Below are 19,056 nucleotides of genomic sequence, written 5' to 3' on the forward strand. Positions count from 1 at the left end.
GATTACCCTCCTATTCCCGTTACGATCGGTACGATCGTTTTCAGGGCCTGCTGCATCGGATTGCCCAAAATAGCCGGGTACACCCCGATGAGAATAATGAATCCGAGCAACACGACCATCGGAATCACTTCCATTGGCTGCGCGTCCGCAAGACCTGTAAAACGGCTTGGCATCGGGCCGAATGTCGTCCGCAGGATCGCCCGCAGCAGGTAAACGGCTGTGAGCACGATTCCGAGCGCCCCGATCGCGGCCAACACTGGCATCCGGCCGAACAGCCCAAGGAAAGCGAAAAACTCACTGATAAACCCGGACATGCCTGGCAGACCCAGCGACGCCATCCCGCCAGCCAGGAAAATTCCGCTTGCAAACGGCATGGATTTGGCCAAGCCGCCGAGTTCGCTGATCGTCGACGTCTGTGTCCGGTCCCAAATGACGCCGATCAAAAAGAACAGCAGTGCCGATATAAAGCCGTGGGAAACAACCTGGAACATCGCGCCTTGAAAGCCGATTGAGTTCATCGCCGCAAAGCCGAGCAGTACGATCCCCATGTGGCTGATACTGGAGTACGCCAGCACCATCTTCAAATCTTTTTGCACAAAAGCGAGAACCGCTCCGTACAAGACGTTGATGATTCCCAAGACCGCAAGCCATGTCGAGAACTGATAGGCTTGCTCCGGGAAAAATCCGATGCCCATCCGCAACAGCCCATACGCCCCCATCTTCAGCAAAATGCCGGAGTGGATCATGACGATGGAAGGCGGAGCTTGTACGTGTACCTTCAGCATCCACGTATGGAACGGAAATACCGGCAGCTTGATGGCAAAAGCCACAAACAGCGCCAGGAACAGCCCGAACCGGACCTCTGGTGTGAGCGTAGCTGTAACCGGATGATCCGGCGTCGTCAGGATCGCAGCAATTTGGTCCATATTCAGCGTGCGCATGACGACGAAAATCATGATGAAGGCCAGAAGCATGATGCCTGAGCCGATTCCGTTGTACAAAAGGAATTTGTTTGCCGCATGCTCCCGCTCGCCGTAGCCCCAGATGCCAATCAGGAAGTACGTTGGCACCAGCGTCAGCTCGAAGAAGATGAAGAACAAAAACAGGTTATCGGCGGCAAACACACCCAGCATCCCGATCAGCAGCAAGTGGAACAGGATGAAATATTCTTTCAGCCGCTTTTTGATCTGCCAGGAAGCGACTGCAGCCATCGTGCCGATAATCGCCGTCAGCAAGATCAGCGGCATCGAGATGCCATCCACGCCCAGCTCGTAGTTGATTTCAAAGGCAAAGACCGTCCCCGTCTGCGCAAGTCCGATCGGGATGGAAATCCAGTTGTGACGCTCGACAAACTGGAGATTGGACGTATCGTAATTGAAAGCTCCGAACATCCAGAAGGCCAGAATCAGCGGCAGCAAGGTTCCCAGTACCCCAACCTGCTTGATTGCCCCGAATCGGCTGCTCGGGATGAAGGCGATGACAAGAATCGCCAGGAGCGGAGAAAACACCAGCGACGACAAAAGGATATTAGCGCCCGAATCCAAAGAGTCCACCTCCCTCGACCGTCAAACTGATGGCGATAATCAGCAGCAAAAGACCGAACAGGACCATCGCCCCGTAAGACTGAATCTGACCGCTTTGCACTCGCGCATGCAGAGAGCCGATCCCCTGTGAAAGCTTGGCTGTCAGCCCGACCAGGCCATCCACCACGTACTTGTCAAAGCCGTTCAGGATTACGCCGAGCCAGCCGAGCGGCCGCACAACGACATGGTGATACAACTCATCCACGTAGTATTTGCGGTAAGAGAGTTGATAGAGCCACGGCATCGTCTCGGGAATGCTGTCCGAAGGAATCGACTTTTTGCCATACATCAGATAGGCCAAAATGACGCCGAGCACCGAGATGAGCAGCGCCACGATTTGCAGCCATGCTGCCGCATGCTCTGATCCCTCTCCAAAAATGCCTGCAATCGCCGTTCCCGTGTCTGTAGACAGGAGCCAGTCAGACAGCAGCGGAGCGTAAGGCGTGTTTACAAAACCAGCCACCACAGCGAGCAGCGCCAAAATCAGCAGCGGACCAGTCATGACAGCTGGCGACTCGTGCGCTTCGTGCTTGCCTCTGGCCTTTCCGGCGAACGTGAGGAAAAACAGTCGGAACATATAGAATGCCGTAAAGAAAGCGGCAACGAGCGCAATGACCAACAGATCATAGCGATGCGCTCCGTACACAGCGCCCAGGATTGCTTCCTTCGACCAGAACCCGGCGAACGGAAAAATCCCCGCGATTGCCAGACAGCCGATCAAAAAGGTCAATGCCGTAACAGGCATTTTTTTCCACAAGCCACCCATCTCGAAAACGTCCTGCGTATGTACGGCATGAATGACGCTACCCGCTCCGAGAAAGAGCAACGCTTTGAAAAAGGCGTGTGTCATCAGGTGGAACGATCCGGCTACATAACCGGCAGCTCCGGCAACGCCGAGCGCCATCATCATGTAGCCCAGCTGGCTGACGGTGGAATACGCCAGCACGCGCTTGATGTCACGCTGCGTCAAACCGATGGAAGCGGCAAAAATTGCTGTGAAGCCTCCCACATAGGCCACGACTGTCAGCGCTGTCTCCGAGGCGATAAACAGCGGATACGTCGCCGCCACCAGATACACCCCGGCTGCGACCATCGTCGCCGCGTGGATCAGGGCAGACACTGGCGTAGGACCTTCCATCGCGTCAGGCAGCCATGTATGCAGCGGGAATTGGCCTGATTTTCCGATTGCCCCGACAAAAATCAGAATCGCGGCAAGAGTAATCATCCAAGGCTCCAGACGTCCGAGCGCCACGCTCTCAAAAATCGCCGCGTACTCGAAGCTTCCTGTCCACCAGAACAGCAGACAAATCCCGATAAACAGTCCAAGGTCGCCGATCCGTGTGACAATAAATGCCTTTTTGGCCGCAGCCTTCGCTTCCGGCTTGAAGTAGTAGTAGCCGACGAGCAGGAAGGAGCAGACACCGACCAGCTCCCAGAAAATGTACACTTGCAACAGGTTCGGCGAAATGACCAGACCGAGCATGGAAAACGTAAACAGCGCCAGGTACTGGTAAAACACCGGAAAACGCTCGTCACCGTGCATGTAGCCTTTGGAGTAAATCTGAACCAGCAGGCTGACCAAGGTCACGATGACCAGCATCATGGCATTGAGCGGCGTTACCTCAAAGCCCATGTTGATGACAATGTCACCGACTTGCAGCCAATCTACCACGTAGTTGTAGTCTCCTCCGCCATCCCGGAATCTCTGCCAGAAGGTGAGCACTGCGATTCCAAAAGAAACAGCCGTCAGCCCGATGCCGACGATGGCCGCTCCTTCTTTCAACTGTCGACCAAATGAAACGATCACGATGAAAGCAAGAAGCGGAAACAGAGGGATCAGCCAGGCGTAGTGCAAAAAAGTATCCATCTTTGTCCTCCTTATCAGGTCTCCATCTATCGTTTCATTTGGTTCATTTCATCCACATTGACGGTTTCCTTGTTGCGGTAGAGTGCAATCAGGATTGCCAGACCTACCGCGACCTCGGCCGCCGCCACCGTCATGGAGAACAGGGTAAAAATTTGTCCGGCTACAGCCGGGTACAAGCCGTATTTTGAGAAGGCAATCAGGTTGATATTGGCCGCATTCAGCATCAGCTCAATCGAAAGCAGCACGACAACCGCGTTGCGCTTTGTCAGCGCTCCGTACAATCCGACGCAAAACAGAATCAGCGCGACCATTAAATAGGAGGTAATGCTTACTGTCATTCGTTATCCCCCTCCTTTTTTGCCATGATGATCGCACCGACCAATGCGACCAAAAGCAGTACGGACAACAGCTCGAACGGAATGACGTACTTGGTGAATACTTCAAGGCCGATTTCTTTGGCGTTGCTCACAGACGATGCTGCTTGCGGCGGAGGTCCCGGCCACGGCGTGTTTTGCACACCCCAGAACAACAGACCAAACAGTCCGACGACAAAGAGCAGGATAAAGCGGTTTTTCCAGGTCCGTCCGGTTCCTTCATCCTGGGCATCGTGCTTGGTCAGCATGATGCCAAACAGCATCAGGATGGAAATCGCCCCGGAGTAAACCAGCACCTGTGCTACACCTACGAACTCCGCTCCAAGCAAAACGAACAGTCCGGCGATGCTGATAAACGTAACCCCGAGCGAGATTACCATGTGAACGACTCGCGTAAAGCTAATCATGAAAACAGCGCCGCCAATCGTCAGGAGAGACAGGATAAAAAAGGCTACAAATTCGCCAGTCATGCTAGTTCTCCTCCCTGACGTTCGTATTGTTGTCATCCAGCCATTTCAGGTCTTTGTACAGTTCGTCCCTGCTGTATACAGCCAGCTCAAAGTTGTTGGTCATCACAATCGCTTCGGTCGGGCAAACCTCTGTACAAAGATCGCACAGGATGCACAATTCGAAGTTAATATCGTACGTATCGATGATTTTCCCCTTTTTCTCCGGATCCGGATGGGGCCTTCCTGTCAACTGGATGCACTCTGTCGGACAAATGCGCGCGCACTGGTTGCACACGATGCATTTTTCCGGGGAAAAGTGCTGGATGCCGCGAAAGCGCGGCGGCATGGGAAAAGGCACGTCCGGGTAAAAATGGGTTACTTTTTTCTCCGTAAGCTTTTTAAATGTGTACCCCAGGCCTTTGGCCAGTCCAAGCATGTATGTCACCCCTCAGAAATTGAGAACTTGTCTTTCGCCTTGCCGACCGTATAAACGTGGGACATCTGGCAGTTGCCTCTTGGCCGCGAAGCTTAGAACATGCCGTTTTGATAGGAAATGACGACAGCCGTGAGCAAAATGTTGAACAAGGCCACTGGCAGCAGAACTTTCCAGGCAAACGACATCAACTGATCGACCCGCAAGCGCGGCATTGTAGCCCGAAGCCAGAACTGAAGGAAGATATACAGCGAGAACTTGAGGACAAACCAGACGATTCCCGGGATAAAGTCCAAAGCCGGATGAATGGGCAGCCAGCCGCCCAAAAACAAAATCGTAATCAACGTCCCCATCCCGAACATGTACACGTATTCCGCCAGCATAAACATCGCAAAGCGGAAGCCGGAATATTCGACGTGGTAGCCTGCCACAAGCTCGGACTCGGCCTCCGGCAAGTCAAAAGGCGTGCGGTTCAGCTCGGCCTGGGCCGCTACAAGAAAGACGGCAAAGCCGATAAACTGCGGAACGATATTCCAGACATCCCGCTGCGCCTCGACAATTTCCCTGAGATTCATGCTGCCCGTCAGCATGACAACGCCCACCACGGACATGACGAGTGGCACTTCATAGCTAATCATCTGCGCCGCAGAGCGGAGACCGCCGATCAGCGAATACTTGTTGTTCGACGCCCAGCCCGCCGTAATTACGCCCAGCACGGTAATTCCCGACAGAGCGATATAGTACAGAAGGCCGATGCCCAAGTCGGCAAACTGGATGCTTTCTGTAAACGGCATGACGGCGAGAACCCCGAAGGCAGGCGCATAGGCGAGAATGGGCGCCAGCGTAAACAGCGCTTTGTCTGCATGCTGCGGACGCGTATCTTCTTTCAGAAGAAGCTTGGTAACGTCAGCAACGGTTTGCAAAAGCCCCAGCGGTCCTACCCGATTGGGACCGATTCGCAGCTGCATCCAGCCGATGATTTTTCGCTCGAAGTAAATGGCATACGTTACGAAGCCCAGCAGGACAGCCAGCAGGAGCACCGCCGCCACGATAAACCAGAGCGTGTTTCCCCATGAGGGGGCTTGCTGCAGAAGCTCGTTCATCAACAGTCAACCTCCCCGAGCACGATGTCGATGCTGCCCAGGATTGCGATCATGTTGGCAAGGTTTTCGCCCTGCAACAATTTGGGCAGAATCTGCAGATTGGTAAAGGACGGACGTCTGAATTTCACTCTCCACGGCTTATCCTTGCCCTGGCTGGCAATGTAGCAGCCAATCTCTCCCCGCGGTGCTTCGATGCGCACATATGTCTCACCGGCTGGCGGACGGATGACGCGCGGCACTTTGCCGATGACTTCCCCCTCGCTCGGGAATTGCTCCAGAGCCTGCTCCAAAATGCGCAGCGACTGTTCGATCTCCGCCATTCGCAACTGGTAGCGAGCCATGCAGTCTCCCTCTGTGGCAGTCGGAACATCAAAATCGAAGCGATCGTAGATGCAGTAAGGCTCATCCTTGCGCAAGTCCCATTTGACTCCGGTAGAGCGGAGCATGACTCCGGACAGCGAGTAGTCCAGCGCCGTCTTGGTGTCGAATTTGCCGATGCCTTTGATCCTGTTGATAAAAATTTCATTTCCCGACACCAGCTTATGGTAGTTGCCGAGCTCCTTCTTCATGTACTGGACGAATTCCTTGGCCTTGTCGATCCAGCCTGGAGGAGCATCCCATTTCACGCCGCCAATCCGCATGTAGTTAAAGGTCATCCGCGCCCCGCACAGCTCGTTGAACAGGTCGAGGATCATTTCCCGATCGCGGAACGCATACAGAAACGGCCCCATCGCGCCAATATCAAGCAGGTACGTTCCCCACCAAACCAGGTGACTCGCTACCCTGTTCAGCTCCATGGCGATCAGCCGCAGAAACTGGGCGCGCTCCGGTATTTCCAATCCCATCATGGTTTCTACCGCGTGGCAGAAGACGTAGTTGTTGGTCATGGCGGACACGTAGTCCATCCGGTCTGTGTAGGGAATGATTTGCGTATAGTTCAAGTTTTCCGCCAGCTTTTCGGTTCCCCGATGGAGGTAGCCCATCACCGGAATGGCTTCCTTGATGGTTTCCCCGTCAATTTTGACAACCAGACGAAAAACGCCGTGTGTACTCGGATGCTGCGGCCCGACGTTCAAGAGCATTTCTTCCGTGCGAATGCCCGTTTCAGGAGAGGTATCGACATTTGTTGTGAGGATGTTTTGGTTCATCTGTTAAACCTCCTCGTCGTATTGCACGTAATCTTTTCGCAGCGGATAGCCTACCCAATCATCCGGCAGCAAAATTCGACGCAAATCCTTATGTCCCGGGAAATGAATCCCCAACAAGTCAAAAGTCTCTCTCTCGTTCCAATTTGCGCCATGCCATAGGTCCATAACGGATGGCACAGATGGCTGTTCCCGGTTTGTTTTGACTTTTACGGCCAGACTTTGTCGGTTTTTGTAGGAGTAGAAGTGGTAGTAAACCTCCATCCGGTCCTCATAGTCGACGCCGTGCAAATCAGACAAGTAATCGAATGCGAGTGGCTCGTCTTCCTTCAAAAAGCGGGCGATTTCATGCCAACGCTCTGTCTTGATGACCAGTGTCGGAACTTCCTTGCCCAGCTCGTTTATGTAGGCAGCCTCCAGCACTTCCTTGCCAAACACTTCTGTAATGCGCTGCACGTACTTGTCGAGATACGGCTGATTTTTGGAAGGAGCTTTCGGCGCTTCTTCCGCAGCTGGGGATTCTCCCTGCGCGGCTTTCGCTTTCGCTGCTGCGGCGGCTGCTGCTTTGGCTTTCGCAGCGGCGGCTGCTTTTGCCTTGGCGTCGGCATCTGCGCCATCTGCTGCCTGTCCGCCTGCTTCCCTCGCGGCCTTCGCCTTCGCTGCAGCTGCGGCAGCGGCCTTGGCCTTTGCAGCAGCCGCCGCTTTGGCCTTCGCCTCTGCGTCTGCACCGGATGCTGTCGGAGCAGCATCAGCCTGCTGGGCAGCCTCTTTGGCTTCTTTCGCAGCTTTTGCTTTTGCCAGCGCTTCAGCAGCGGCGGCTTTTTTCGCGGCGGCTTTTTCTTCTGGCGTCATTTCCGAGAAAGGCTTCGGCGCTGGGGCTGACTCTGCTCCGGCTTCTTTCGCTTCTTTCGCGGCCTTGGCCTTTGCAATCGCCTCGGCAGCGGCGGCCTTTTTCGCAGCGGCTTTTTCCTCTGGCGTCATTTCCGAGAAGGGCTTCGCGGCTGGGGCCGAAGCTGCTTCTGTCTGTGGGCCTGCCGACTCTGTCCCGGCTTCTTTGGCTTCTTTTGCGGCCTGGGCTTGTACCGGAACTTCTTCCGCTTCCTTTTCCCCCTGTGGAGCCTGCGCCCCCTGTTCTCTTAATTTTCGCAAAGCTTCAGCCTTGGCACGGGCTTCAGCGGCGGCCTTCGCCTTTTCTTCCGGCGTTGGTTTGCGTTTTTCTTCACTCATTGACTGGTCACCCGCTTCCCAGTCTTCGCTTCATAGCGAATTTTTTCCTGGAGCTTGTTGATTCCGTAAATCAGGGCAGCCGGATTAGGCGGACAGCCCGGAATATATACGTCGACAGGAACGATCTGATCGACACCTTTTACCACGCTGTACGAGCGTACGTAAGGACCTCCTGCCGTCGCACAGGACCCCATGGCGATCACCCATTTCGGCTCGGGCATTTGGTCATACAAACGGCGCAGCAGCGGCGCCATTTTTTTCGTGACGGTTCCGGCGACGATCATGACATCCGATTGCCTTGGCGATGCGCGGAAGATCACGCCGAACCGGTCCAGGTCGTAGCGCGATCCACCTGTTCCCATCATTTCAATGGCGCAGCAGGCAAGACCAAAGGTCAGCGGCCAGAGCGAGTTGCTGCGGACCCAGCCTTTTACCGTTTCCAATGTCGTAAACATGACGTTGCGTTCCAGCTCTTCTTGCAATTCAGGCGCAATGCTTGTCAAGTCTAGTTCCATTCCAGCACCTTCTTTCTCCACGCGTAAATCAACCCTACTACCAGCAAGGCTATAAAGATGACCATCTCAACCAGGGCGAACAGCCCCAGCTCTTTGTAAGCGACGGCCCACGGGTACAGAAAGAGCGTCTCTACATCAAAAATGACAAACAAGAGGGCGAAAATGTAATACTTTACGTTGAAGCGTACCCAGCTGTCACCAACAGGAATGTTACCGCTTTCATAAGTGGTTTGCTTTTCCCGTGTCGGTTTCTTTGGACGCAGCAGTGGACCAACGAAACTGACTGTAGCCACGGGCAACAACACACCCAGAATCAAAAAGATCGCGACAATAACATAATTGTTGGTATAGATCTCATTCACCCACGTTCCCTCCGCTCGTAAGAAAGATTTGAATCTGTCTTGCGCTGCCCTCCAGATGAAGTAGTCACCTCATCAAAGGGATATTGCTCGCAGCATCGCAGATGAAGGTATGAACGTTGTCGCAGGTCGATACTGCTAGAAAAAAATACCTTTATCATTATAACAAATTGCCAATTGAGTGTCTAACGAAAGCCTTCCTGTAATGCCATATAAAGGGAAAAACTTAGAGAAATCTCTCTAAGCTTTTCCAACATCATATAATAGCCAAACAAAAATGCCCGATTTGGCTCTCGTATTCATTCATTATTGAACGTTGCTTGAAAACTGCTGACCAAGGAAATCTTCGTAAATGCGTTCCCACACAATGGTGAAGTTCAGCTTCTCATCATCTGGCAGCTCCAGAATGTTCTCGATTGCTTCTTCCATGTACGGGGTCAGCTTAATCAAAACCTCAGCAAGCATTTGATCGTTGGTGTTCAGGATTTCTTTCATTTCTGCCTTGGACATGCTGAACGTATTTTCGTCGCGCTCATGCAGATGCATGACCAGACGGCTGAAAATAGGGTGTACCAGCGCTTCCAGTTTCACATGCGCCAAAGCGAGCGATTCAACCTCACTCAGCTTGAACAGCTGGGAGGCATCCGGGAACGGATAGACAGGGACATCCCATACGTCCTCTTTGTCGAGCACCAGACCCCATTTTACGAAAAGCTGGATGGCTTCCGCACGGGAGGTCGGGTAGTCATAATCGGAGCGTTTCAGGAACGCTTTGAAGCGGTTCAGGAGGTTGACGTAGCCTTCGTAGTCCGCTTCTGATTTGAAAGCTTCCTTCACAGGCTCGGAAAACGTGCCTTTCAACGCTTCGATTTCATCCAGTGCTTTTTCCATCTCTGCTTTTGTCTCGTACTCTGTTACGACTAGACACATGGATTGAAACAGGACATTCATTTCATGAGACAGCACGCTCGACCAGCCATTGGCCGTAAAGCCGCTTGGAATCACTACGCCATCCTGATTGTGGCGAATATCGCGAATGGTTTGCATCAGTTACACTCTCCTTTAATTCCAGAAAGCCAGTGCCGCCCCTTATGCTGTTGCAAAAACCTCAAGTCCGGCGGCAGGGCATTAGGTCTATTATACACAGAAACGTTAGGCAATTACCAACTGGAAATATCATGCCCTGCAAGCATGTATCACCATACATGCCGTGCAACTGAAAAATCCCCGCAGCCACAAGGGCGCGGGGATCGCAAGCTTACGCTTACTTCGTTACGTCGAGACGTGCCATCGCACGCTGCAGCGCACGTTCAGCACGCTGAACGTCGAGTTCGGCATATTTTTCAGCCAAACGCTTTTCGGCGCGAGCTTTCGCTGCCTTCGCACGTTCAACATCGATGTCTCCCGGCAATTCAGCCGTTTCAGCAAGGATGGTTACTTTATCGCCGCGCACTTCCAGGAAGCCGCCGCTTACAGCCATCTTTACTTCTTTATCGCCTTCAGTCTTGATCCGAACTGGCGCTATTTTCAGCGGGCTTACCAGCGGCATGTGGTTCGGCAAAATACCGAGGTCCCCTTGAACGCCGCGAGCAATGACCATTTCAGCCTGACCGCTGTAGACAACCCGTTCAGGAGTTACGACTTCAACTGTCATCTTACTCACTTACTCGTCTCCCCTTTCCAGGGTGTCTTACGCCATGTTCTTCGCGCGTTCTACCACATCTTCAATCGTACCGGCGTAGAGGAACGCACCCTCTGGCAGGTGGTCATACTTGCCTTCAAGGATTTCCTTGAAGCTGCGAACAGTTTCTTTCAATGGTACGTATTGACCTGGGTTACCGGTAAATTGCTCGGCAACGTGGAAGGACTGGGACAGGAAGCGTTGAATGCGGCGTGCGCGGCCAACGACTTGCTTGTCTTCGTCGCTCAGCTCGTCCATACCAAGGATCGCGATGATATCTTGCAGTTCTTTGTAGCGTTGCAGAATTTTTTGCACGCCACGAGCCACATCGTAGTGTTCTTGACCAACTACTTCAGGAGTCAGAGCACGGGAAGTGGATGCGAGTGGGTCAACCGCAGGGAAGATACCCAACTCAGCGATGGAACGCTCCAGGTTGGTCGTCGCGTCCAAGTGAGCAAACGTAGTCGCAGGAGCCGGGTCAGTATAGTCATCCGCTGGTACGTAGATCGCTTGAATGGACGTTACAGAACCTTTTTTGGTGGAGGTAATGCGCTCTTGCAGCTGACCCATTTCGGTAGCCAGTGTTGGCTGGTAACCTACCGCAGATGGCATACGGCCCAAGAGAGCGGAAACCTCGGAACCCGCTTGGGTAAAGCGGAAGATGTTGTCGATAAACAGAAGAACGTCGCGGCCTTCTTCATCACGGAAGTATTCCGCCATTGTCAGACCAGTCAACGCTACGCGCAGACGCGCACCAGGCGGTTCGTTCATTTGACCGAATACCATCGCGGTTTTCGGCAGAACGCCTGCGTCTTTCATCTCGTGGTACAGGTCGTTACCTTCACGGGTACGCTCCCCTACACCAGCGAATACGGAAATACCGCCGTGCTCTTGCGCGATGTTGTTAATCAGCTCTTGAATGGTAACGGTTTTACCTACACCCGCACCACCAAACAGACCGATCTTACCACCCTTGATGTACGGAGCCAGGAGGTCAATAACTTTGATCCCTGTTTCCAGAATTTCAACAGTGGTTGCTTGCTCTACGAACTCAGGAGCTTTGCGGTGAATTGGGTCACGGCGCTCAACTTCGCCGAGCTCTTGTTGGTCGATTGGTTCACCCAATACGTTGAATACGCGTCCAAGGGTTACTGCACCCACTGGAACGGAAATTGGTGCACCTGTGTCAACGGCTTCCATACCGCGAACCAAACCGTCGGTAGAAGACATCGCAACAGTACGAACCATGTTGTCGCCCAGGTGAGTCGCAACCTCAACTGTCAAGTCGATGTCGCGCTCGCCAGCGCTTTGTGCTTTATGTTGAATCTTGATCGCATTGTAAATGGCAGGCAGGTGTCCACGTTCGAACTCGATGTCAACAACCGGACCCATTACCTGAACCACGCGTCCTTTCGCCATCTTACTTCTTCCCTCCTGTAAAGCTAAATTGGGAGCTATTCACTGCCGCTTAAGCCTGTGCGTTTGCACCTGCAACGATCTCGGAAATCTCTTGTGTAATGGCTGCCTGACGGGCACGGTTGTAGCTCAAGGTGTAACGGTTAATCATATCCGTTGCATTGTCTGTCGCGTTGCCCATTGCGGTCATACGGGAACCTTCTTCGGAAGCCTTCGCTTCCAGAAGCGCACTGTACACCAGTGTTTCCGCGTATTTTGGCAAGAGATCAGCCAAAACTTCTTCCGAGGACGGCTCATACTCGTAATTGATTGTGCGCACTTCGCTGCTCTCGGGAGCTTCCAATGGCAGCAATTGTTTCACGGTCGGTATTTGCGAAATTGCACTTTGGAACTTGTTGTAGCACAGGTACAGCTCGTCGATTTGTTCGTTTGCGAACATCTGGACTGCCGCACTGGCAATTTTCTTGATGTCAGCAAAGGTTGGGCTGGCTGGCAGACCTGTCACCTCTTCCAAAACCGGATAGTTCCGCTTTCTGAAGAAGTCGCGGCCTTTGCGTCCGATTACAAAAATGCCGTACTCGTCCTTGGACTTGTGTTTTTCGTTGATGGTCGTAACCACTTTACGAAGCATGTTGGCGTTGTAACCGCCAGCAAGTCCACGGTCGGAAGTGATGACAATGTAACCAGTCTTTTTCACCGGACGTTTTTGCAGCATCGGATGTTTGGAACCGGATGTCCCGCTCGCAATGCTGGCGATCACTTCCTGGATCTTGTCAGCGTAAGGACGTGCTGCCTCAGCCTTCTCCTGGTTGCGGCGGAGCTTCGCTGCCGCCACCATTTTCATCGCTTTAGTGATTTGGCGCGTATTTTTGGTACTTTTAATACTGCGTCGAATCTCACGAATTCCTTTTGCCACTCGTTTTCACCACCTTGAGGACGCATGCCCGGGCTTATTGGCCCGGCATGCATCTGATGTCTATCAGGTTAACGATTAGCGAGTTACCGAAAAGCCTTTTTTGAACTCTTCGATCGCTGCGTTCAGTTCTTTTTCATCTGGGAGGTCTTTCGTAGTGCGGATGTGCTCCAGCAGATGTGGTTTGTTGGAATCCAGGAAAGACAGCAGCTCTTTCTCAAAGCGGCGTACGTCTGCTACTGGAATGTCATCCAGGTAGCCGCGAGTCGCGCTGTAGATGGAAGCAACTTGCTTCTCAACAGGCATTGGATCGAACTGGCCTTGCTTCATGATTTCCATCAAGCGCTCACCGCGGGTCAGACGAGCTTGGGTAGCCTTGTCCAGATCGGAACCGAACTGGGCAAACGCAGCAAGCTCACGGTATTGAGCCAACTCAAGCTTGAGCGGACCTGCAACCTTTTTCATCGCCTTGATTTGCGCGGCACCACCTACACGGGATACGGAAAGACCGGTGTTAACCGCTGGACGTTGACCTGAGTTGAACAAGTCTGTCTCCAGGAAGATCTGACCGTCCGTGATGGAGATTACGTTGGTTGGAATGTATGCGGAAATGTCACCCGCTTGGGTTTCAATGAACGGCAGAGCAGTAATGGAACCTGCACCCAGTTCATCAGACAGTTTCGCAGCGCGCTCCAGCAAACGGGAGTGCAGGTAGAATACGTCACCAGGATACGCTTCGCGGCCTGGAGGACGGCGGAGCAACAGGGACATTTCGCGGTATGCAGCAGCCTGTTTGGACAGGTCATCGTATACGCACAGAACGTGTCCGCCTTTGTACATGAAGTACTCAGCCATCGTAACACCAGCATAAGGAGCCAGGTACAGCATTGGCGCCGGATCGGAAGCTGTAGCGGAAACGACGATGGTGTATTCCAGAGCGCCTGCTTTACGCAGCGTTTCTACGATGTTCGCAACGGTCGATTGCTTTTGACCGATCGCTACGTAGATACAAATCATGTCTTTGCCTTTTTGGTTGATGATTGTGTCGAGCGCCACTGCTGTTTTACCAGTTTGGCGGTCACCAATAATCAACTCACGCTGTCCGCGGCCAATCGGAATCATCGCGTCAATCGCTTTGATACCGGTTTGCAGCGGCTCGTGTACGGATTTACGCGCCATAACGCCAGGAGCCGGGCTCTCGATCGGGCGGTATCCGTTATTTACGATAGGTCCTTGACCATCGATTGGTTGACCCAGCGGGTTTACTACGCGGCCAAGCAGCCCTTCCCCTACTGGAACTTCCATAACGCGGCCGGTGCGTTTTACAGTGTCGCCTTCCTTGATGTCGCGGAAAGGTCCCAAAATAACGACACCCACGTTATCTTCTTCCAAGTTGAGTACCATACCCATTACGCCATTTTGGAACTCGAGGAGCTCCCCTTGCATGGCCTTTTCCAAACCGTGAACGCGGGCAATACCGTCACCTACCTGGATGACTGTGCCTACATCTACAACTTCGATTTCAGATTTAAAATTAGCGATCCGCTCTTTGATGAGGGAGCTAATTTCCTCTGGTCTGATTGCACTCACTTAATTCACCCCATTCATCCAACTTCTTAAAGACCGAGCTTTACGCTTTTTGCGCAAAGGTTTCCAGCTTTGTTTTCAGGCTGCCATCGTACAGACGGTCGCCGATTTTGATAATAATGCCGCCGAGAATCGAAGGGTCTACCACCGTTGTCATCCGCAGCTTTTTCTTTACTGTTTGGCCGAACTTCTCAGCCAGCTCCGCCTGTTCTTCTTCAGAAAGCGGCTTCGCGCTTGTGACGACAGCATCTGCATAGCCACGCGCTTCGTTTGCCAATTGTACAAAGGAGCTGTAGATGTCAGACAGTTGCACTTCCCGTCCGTTGTCAATCAAGACGTTCAGGAAGTTGAAGCTCTCTTCCCCTACATGGTTTTTGAACAGTTCTTCAACCAGTTTGCCCTTTGCATCTGCCGCGATGTGCGGGTGCTGCATGATCTTTTTCAGATCTTCGTTGCCTTCCACAGCCTGCACGATCGCACCAAGGTCTGCTTCTACCTGATCGATCTTGCCACGCTCGCTCGCTACTTCAAAGAGAGCGCGAGCATAACGCTTCCCTACTGCGCTACTCATAGGCGATCTCCTACTTGAGCAAGGAATTTGTCAACAGTGGACTTTTGCGCTGCTTCGTCCAGTTCTTTTTCGATAATCTTGGAAGCCAAGAGTACGGAAAGACTTGTCATTTGCTCACGCAGTTCGAGTTTTGCTTTTTCTACTTCGCGTGCCAGTTCAGCGCTTGCGTCCGCTTTCATACGTTCGGATGCAGCCTGAGCTTCTGCCACGATTTTGTTAGCTTCATCAGACGCCTGCTTGGTAGCACGGTCGATGATCGCTTTGGATTCAGCGCGAGCTTCATCCAGTACGCGGCGCTGCTCTGCCAGGAGAGCTTCTGCCTCCGCACGGTTGCGCTCAGCCGTTGAAATTTGATTTTCGATATGCTGACGACGTTTTTCCATGATGCCAACGATTGGGCCCATGGCCAATTTGCGAACCAGCAAGAGCAACAACAAGAACACAATTGCTTGGGTTAAAAGCGTTCCCCATTCCAGGGATACCGCTCCAAAGTCGAGCATTCGTTTCACTCCTTCCTGCGAAAAGAAAGATGTATCATCACGGTATGAACCGCTCTTTGCCAATCATCTGACTTCACGTTTGCCGTGAAGCTTCCAAACTTCTTGCCGAATGAAAGCACAGGCTTCCACTCACTCAAAAATAGAGGCGGGTATCAAGCGCCCGCCTATTTTTACCTAGCTCGCTGACTACATACGACCGAAGAGAATGAAACCGATCGCTACAGCGATGATCGGAACCGCCTCTACCAGACCGAGACCCAGGAACATGAGACCCATGAGGTTACCACGTGCTTCTGGTTGACGAGCTACACCTTCAATTGTACGGGAAATTACCAGGGAGTTACCAATCGCTGCACCAAGAGCAGCCAGACCAAATACGATACCAATTGCAAGAGCCAAACCTTCCATTGTTTAAAAACCTCCTTAGTGTTGTGAAAAACGAGTATAAAATCGGGAAATGCAGATTAGTGATCTTCATTCACTTGCTGAGAGATGTAAACCATCGCCAGCGTAGTGAAAATGAATGCCTGTACAGAGCCGACAAACACGGAGTAGCCAAGCCACAGGAACAACGGAATGCTTCCGAAAATCCCTACACCCAACAGGAAGGCAATCAATACCTCACCCGCAAAGATGTTACCGAATAGACGCAAAGGAAGCGTCAGCGGCTTGATGATGAACTCCTCGAGAATGTGAATCGGGTTCAGGAATGTATGTTTCAACCATCCGCCGAAGCTCTTCTTGATGCCCAGGTAGTGCGCGTACAGCAACACAGTGAGTGCGAGGGCGAAAGTTACGCTCGGAGTTGCGGTTGGCGATTTCCACCATCCGATGACAACACCGTGTGAGTGCGGATCGGTAGAGTTCAACTCTTCCTCAAGCTTGGCCAGCTTTTGCTGCTTCGCCTCTTCGTTCGTGGAAACCGTCAGCATGTCTTTAACCTTTTCGCTTACCTGCTCACCTTCAGCGTTGTGGTGAGTTGTATTCACGTTAAATACAAGACCGAGTTGGTTTCCAATGAAAATGTAGAGGAACAAAGTCAGCGCCAGCGAGACAAAACCCGCAGCTTTTTTCGGTGAAATATAGCTTTTTGTAATACCGGTTACGAAGTCCACAATCCATTCCATCACGTTTTGCGCGCCGCTTGGTGTAGCGGAGGTCAGGTTGCGAGTCATCCCGATACAGAGCAAAAGCACCACCAGAGAGGTTACCAAAATCATGAGAATAGTGGAGATGTCAAATACCATGCCCAACCATTCAAATCGCAGAGAATAATGCATGTATTTCACCCCTTTCTTCCGCGCGAGTAAATTGCTTAGCGTGCATGTGTGAAAAAGAATTCTACTTATCTATTTAATGGAGCGATACACAAAAAGGAAGCTGAGAATCTGAAAGAGGAACAAGCCGATGAGCACTCCGGCCAGTCCAAACAAGTGAGGAAAGCGCATGGTCAAAAAGACAGCAAAGCCAGCCACAACCAATCGTTGCAGCATGCCTGTCCCTTTGGGGCGCACACCTGGATCAACAGCCATCTGGCCGATTCGCCAGGTTTTACTGAAGAGAACCGTGCCATTCACCAGACTGCCAGCCATCCCGAGCAGGAGGCTTTGCAAAAAAAAACGACAGGATGGCAACAGCGCCCAGAGTATCGCGGCGATTGCCACACAGAAAAAGGCATAGCGAAACGTGGATCGCATTGCCGAAGAAAACGTTTGCATGTTCCATCTCCCTAGAGGTAACCGCGAATGATGCGGTAGACGCTGTACACGCCTATTCCTAATCCCGCGAGCAGTCCAACCATCAGAAAGAGCGGATTGGTAGCAAAGAGACCATCGAGATATTTTCCCAGCAGGACTCCCGCAATCACACAAACGGCCATATCGACACCAATCAGGGTGACCAACGTGATAGCTCGCCAAGGATTATCAATTTTTGACACGGAACAACATTCTCCTTTCATACAATAAGGAGAGGGCTGGTGTCAAGTGCCCCTTTGCCCTCATCCATATTAACGAAGAATTATTCCTTTTGTCAATGTTCGTCTTGTTGTGTACACAAAGCGTTCACAATTAAAAACCTACAATTTTTCAACAATCGTCGAAACGCCTTGTCCGCCGCCAATACACAAGGTTGCTAATCCATATTTTGCCCCTTCGCGCTTTTGCAATTCGTGAACAAGCGTTACTAAAATTCTCGCCCCACTTGCGCCAATTGGGTGTCCTAACGCGATGGCTCCCCCGTTAACGTTCAGCTTTTCCCGATCAATGCCGAGCGCTTTTCCGACAGACAGCGATTGAACGGCAAAGGCTTCGTTCGCTTCGATCAGATCGATGTCGGACAAGGACAGTCCTGCCTTTTCCAATACGCGCTGGGTAGCAGGAACCGGACCGTAGCCCATGATGCTCGGATCGACCCCTGCGCTGGCGTTGGCAACGATGCGCGCGAGCGGCTTGACGCCCAACTCGTCCGCTTTTTTCCTGGTCATAATCAGCAAGGCTGCCGCCCCGTCATTGATGCCGGATGCGTTGCCCGCCGTTACGGTTCCGTCCTTTTTAAAGGCTGGCTTCAGCTTGGCGAGCATCTCGGTCGTTACGCCGGCACGAGGAAACTCGTCGACGGAAAACAGCACCGGATCGCCTTTGCGCTGCGGAATCGAAACAGGTACGATCTCGTCTCGAAAACGACCGCTTTCCAGAGCTTTCTGGGCTTTTTGCTGGCTCCACGCCGCAAACTCGTCCTGCTCTTCCCGTCCGATCCCGTATTTGGCACACAGATTTTCAGCCGTGATTCCCATATGGTAGTCGTTGAATGCGCACCAAAGACCGTCGCGGATCATCGTGTCGACCACCTTCTGGTCACCCATGCGGTACCCCGAGCGCGCACCCTCCAGCAAATAAGGGGCCTGGCTCATGTTTTCCATACCGCCTGCCAGCACGACCTCGGCGTCTTCGCTCAAAATCGCCTGCACAGCCAAATGAACGGCTTTCAGCCCGGAGCCGCATACTTTGTTAATGGTCAACGACGGCACTTCGTGGGCCAAGCCCGCCTGAATGGCAGCCTGACGTGCAGGATTTTGTCCCAGACCCGCAGACAGCACATTTCCCATAATCACTTCATCAACGGCATCCTTGGACACACCAGCGCGCTCCAAAGCGGCTTCGAGGACGATTCCGCCCAGCTTTGTCGCGCTGATTCCCGCAAGCGTGCCCTGAAAGCTGCCGATAGCCGTACGCACTGCACTTGCAATCACGATTTCCTTTTGACCCATCTTTCAAACACTCCTCGAATGAACAGGATAGCCAACCTTCTTAAAATTCCATCTTTTTATACGAA

22 protein-coding genes are annotated in these 19,056 nt (G+C 52.5%); all 22 read right to left on the minus strand.

All coding sequences use genetic code 11. From position 1 onward, the window contains the following. Positions 1-2: 2 nt before the first annotated feature. Complete coding sequence (locus AAFJ72_RS19830; protein WP_432775413.1) at positions 3-1,544, minus strand: complex I subunit 4 family protein; 1,542 nt, start codon at positions 1,542-1,544, stop codon at positions 3-5. Further along, positions 1,528-3,450, minus strand: coding sequence for an NADH-quinone oxidoreductase subunit L (nuoL, locus tag AAFJ72_RS19835; protein ID WP_122902823.1), 1,923 nt, complete (start codon positions 3,448-3,450; stop codon positions 1,528-1,530). Before nuoL ends, AAFJ72_RS19830 begins: the two co-directional genes overlap by 17 nt. A gap of 26 nt (positions 3,451-3,476) precedes the next feature. Next, on the minus strand, positions 3,477-3,788 hold the full coding sequence (gene nuoK, locus AAFJ72_RS19840; protein ID WP_122902824.1) for an NADH-quinone oxidoreductase subunit NuoK: 312 nt from the start codon (positions 3,786-3,788) through the stop codon (positions 3,477-3,479). Then, positions 3,785-4,294, minus strand: a complete 510-nt coding sequence (locus tag AAFJ72_RS19845) for an NADH-quinone oxidoreductase subunit J (RefSeq protein ID WP_122902825.1) — start codon at positions 4,292-4,294, stop codon at positions 3,785-3,787. Before AAFJ72_RS19845 ends, nuoK begins: the two co-directional genes overlap by 4 nt. Before the next feature lies 1 nt (position 4,295). After that, positions 4,296-4,709, minus strand: a complete 414-nt coding sequence (gene nuoI, locus AAFJ72_RS19850) for an NADH-quinone oxidoreductase subunit NuoI (protein ID WP_122902826.1) — start codon at positions 4,707-4,709, stop codon at positions 4,296-4,298. A gap of 92 nt (positions 4,710-4,801) precedes the next feature. Continuing rightward, on the minus strand, positions 4,802-5,812 hold the full coding sequence (gene nuoH, locus AAFJ72_RS19855) for an NADH-quinone oxidoreductase subunit NuoH (protein ID WP_211338196.1): 1,011 nt from the start codon (positions 5,810-5,812) through the stop codon (positions 4,802-4,804). Further along, positions 5,809-6,957, minus strand: coding sequence for an NADH-quinone oxidoreductase subunit D (locus AAFJ72_RS19860; protein WP_122902828.1), 1,149 nt, complete (start codon positions 6,955-6,957; stop codon positions 5,809-5,811). Before AAFJ72_RS19860 ends, nuoH begins: the two co-directional genes overlap by 4 nt. Positions 6,958-6,960: 3 nt before the next feature. Continuing rightward, positions 6,961-8,181 carry an NADH-quinone oxidoreductase subunit C gene (locus tag AAFJ72_RS19865; RefSeq protein WP_432775415.1) on the minus strand — a complete coding sequence of 407 codons (1,221 nt, stop codon included), beginning with the start codon at positions 8,179-8,181 and terminating at the stop codon, positions 6,961-6,963. Continuing rightward, positions 8,178-8,696: a NuoB/complex I 20 kDa subunit family protein gene (locus tag AAFJ72_RS19870; protein WP_122902830.1), complete on the minus strand. Its 519-nt coding sequence runs from the start codon at positions 8,694-8,696 to the stop codon at positions 8,178-8,180. The genes AAFJ72_RS19865 and AAFJ72_RS19870 overlap by 4 nt, the downstream gene beginning before the upstream one ends. Further along, positions 8,687-9,058 (minus strand): NADH-quinone oxidoreductase subunit A, encoded by a 372-nt coding sequence (locus AAFJ72_RS19875; protein WP_122902831.1) that lies wholly within the window; start codon positions 9,056-9,058, stop codon positions 8,687-8,689. Before AAFJ72_RS19875 ends, AAFJ72_RS19870 begins: the two co-directional genes overlap by 10 nt. A 303-nt stretch (positions 9,059-9,361) precedes the next feature. Then, complete coding sequence (locus AAFJ72_RS19880; protein WP_122902832.1) at positions 9,362-10,102, minus strand: DUF6042 family protein; 741 nt, start codon at positions 10,100-10,102, stop codon at positions 9,362-9,364. A gap of 217 nt (positions 10,103-10,319) precedes the next feature. After that, positions 10,320-10,718 carry a F0F1 ATP synthase subunit epsilon gene (locus tag AAFJ72_RS19885; protein ID WP_122902833.1) on the minus strand — a complete coding sequence of 133 codons (399 nt, stop codon included), beginning with the start codon at positions 10,716-10,718 and terminating at the stop codon, positions 10,320-10,322. Between the two features lie 27 nt (positions 10,719-10,745). Then, a complete protein-coding gene (gene atpD, locus AAFJ72_RS19890; RefSeq protein WP_432775416.1) occupies positions 10,746-12,155 on the minus strand; it encodes a F0F1 ATP synthase subunit beta in 1,410 nt (469 codons plus the stop codon). Between the two features lie 49 nt (positions 12,156-12,204). Then, on the minus strand, positions 12,205-13,068 hold the full coding sequence (gene atpG, locus AAFJ72_RS19895; RefSeq protein WP_122902835.1) for an ATP synthase F1 subunit gamma: 864 nt from the start codon (positions 13,066-13,068) through the stop codon (positions 12,205-12,207). Between the two features lie 75 nt (positions 13,069-13,143). Continuing rightward, a complete protein-coding gene (gene atpA, locus AAFJ72_RS19900) occupies positions 13,144-14,655 on the minus strand; it encodes a F0F1 ATP synthase subunit alpha (protein WP_122902836.1) in 1,512 nt (503 codons plus the stop codon). Between the two features lie 40 nt (positions 14,656-14,695). Continuing rightward, a complete protein-coding gene (locus tag AAFJ72_RS19905) occupies positions 14,696-15,223 on the minus strand; it encodes a F0F1 ATP synthase subunit delta (protein WP_122902837.1) in 528 nt (175 codons plus the stop codon). Beyond that, positions 15,220-15,723, minus strand: coding sequence for a F0F1 ATP synthase subunit B (gene atpF, locus AAFJ72_RS19910; RefSeq protein ID WP_432777226.1), 504 nt, complete (start codon positions 15,721-15,723; stop codon positions 15,220-15,222). The genes AAFJ72_RS19905 and atpF overlap by 4 nt, the downstream gene beginning before the upstream one ends. 186 nt (positions 15,724-15,909) lie before the next feature. Continuing rightward, positions 15,910-16,131 (minus strand): F0F1 ATP synthase subunit C, encoded by a 222-nt coding sequence (gene atpE, locus AAFJ72_RS19915; protein WP_005831752.1) that lies wholly within the window; start codon positions 16,129-16,131, stop codon positions 15,910-15,912. A gap of 56 nt (positions 16,132-16,187) precedes the next feature. Next, a complete protein-coding gene (gene atpB / locus AAFJ72_RS19920) occupies positions 16,188-17,003 on the minus strand; it encodes a F0F1 ATP synthase subunit A (RefSeq protein ID WP_432775418.1) in 816 nt (271 codons plus the stop codon). Between the two features lie 69 nt (positions 17,004-17,072). Beyond that, the gene (locus AAFJ72_RS19925) at positions 17,073-17,441 is read right to left on the minus strand and encodes an ATP synthase subunit I (RefSeq protein WP_122902840.1); all 369 of its coding nucleotides are present in this window, start codon (positions 17,439-17,441) and stop codon (positions 17,073-17,075) included. 11 nt (positions 17,442-17,452) lie between these two features. Continuing rightward, the gene (locus AAFJ72_RS19930; protein ID WP_122902841.1) at positions 17,453-17,662 is read right to left on the minus strand and encodes an AtpZ/AtpI family protein; all 210 of its coding nucleotides are present in this window, start codon (positions 17,660-17,662) and stop codon (positions 17,453-17,455) included. A 138-nt stretch (positions 17,663-17,800) separates the two neighbouring features. After that, positions 17,801-18,991, minus strand: coding sequence for an acetyl-CoA C-acetyltransferase (locus AAFJ72_RS19935; protein ID WP_432775420.1), 1,191 nt, complete (start codon positions 18,989-18,991; stop codon positions 17,801-17,803). Positions 18,992-19,056: the final 65 nt, after the last annotated feature.

Source organism: Brevibacillus gelatini (assembly GCF_050920745.1).
GTDB lineage: Bacteria > Bacillota > Bacilli > Brevibacillales > Brevibacillaceae > Brevibacillus > Brevibacillus gelatini.

Bases quoted from the DNA above. Each gene is read 5' to 3' on its own strand.
- AAFJ72_RS19905 (WP_122902837.1), bottom strand. From the start codon at position 15,223: ATGAGTAGCGCAGTAGGGAAGCGTTATGCTCGCGCTCTCTTTGAAGTA.
- AAFJ72_RS19865 (WP_432775415.1), bottom strand. From the start codon at position 8,181: ATGAGTGAAGAAAAACGCAAACCAACGCCGGAAGAAAAGGCGAAGGCC.
- AAFJ72_RS19935 (WP_432775420.1), bottom strand. From the start codon at position 18,991: ATGGGTCAAAAGGAAATCGTGATTGCAAGTGCAGTGCGTACGGCTATC.
- atpD (WP_432775416.1), bottom strand. From the start codon at position 12,155: ATGGCGAAAGGACGCGTGGTTCAGGTAATGGGTCCGGTTGTTGACATC.
- AAFJ72_RS19860 (WP_122902828.1), bottom strand. From the start codon at position 6,957: ATGAACCAAAACATCCTCACAACAAATGTCGATACCTCTCCTGAAACG.
- atpE (WP_005831752.1), bottom strand. From the start codon at position 16,131: ATGGAAGGTTTGGCTCTTGCAATTGGTATCGTATTTGGTCTGGCTGCT.
- nuoK (WP_122902824.1), bottom strand. From the start codon at position 3,788: ATGACAGTAAGCATTACCTCCTATTTAATGGTCGCGCTGATTCTGTTT.
- atpF (WP_432777226.1), bottom strand. From the start codon at position 15,723: ATGCTCGACTTTGGAGCGGTATCCCTGGAATGGGGAACGCTTTTAACC.
- AAFJ72_RS19880 (WP_122902832.1), bottom strand. From the start codon at position 10,102: ATGCAAACCATTCGCGATATTCGCCACAATCAGGATGGCGTAGTGATT.
- AAFJ72_RS19845 (WP_122902825.1), bottom strand. From the start codon at position 4,294: ATGACTGGCGAATTTGTAGCCTTTTTTATCCTGTCTCTCCTGACGATT.
- AAFJ72_RS19925 (WP_122902840.1), bottom strand. From the start codon at position 17,441: ATGCAAACGTTTTCTTCGGCAATGCGATCCACGTTTCGCTATGCCTTT.
- atpB (WP_432775418.1), bottom strand. From the start codon at position 17,003: ATGCATTATTCTCTGCGATTTGAATGGTTGGGCATGGTATTTGACATC.
- nuoI (WP_122902826.1), bottom strand. From the start codon at position 4,709: ATGCTTGGACTGGCCAAAGGCCTGGGGTACACATTTAAAAAGCTTACG.
- nuoL (WP_122902823.1), bottom strand. From the start codon at position 3,450: ATGGATACTTTTTTGCACTACGCCTGGCTGATCCCTCTGTTTCCGCTT.
- AAFJ72_RS19870 (WP_122902830.1), bottom strand. From the start codon at position 8,696: ATGGAACTAGACTTGACAAGCATTGCGCCTGAATTGCAAGAAGAGCTG.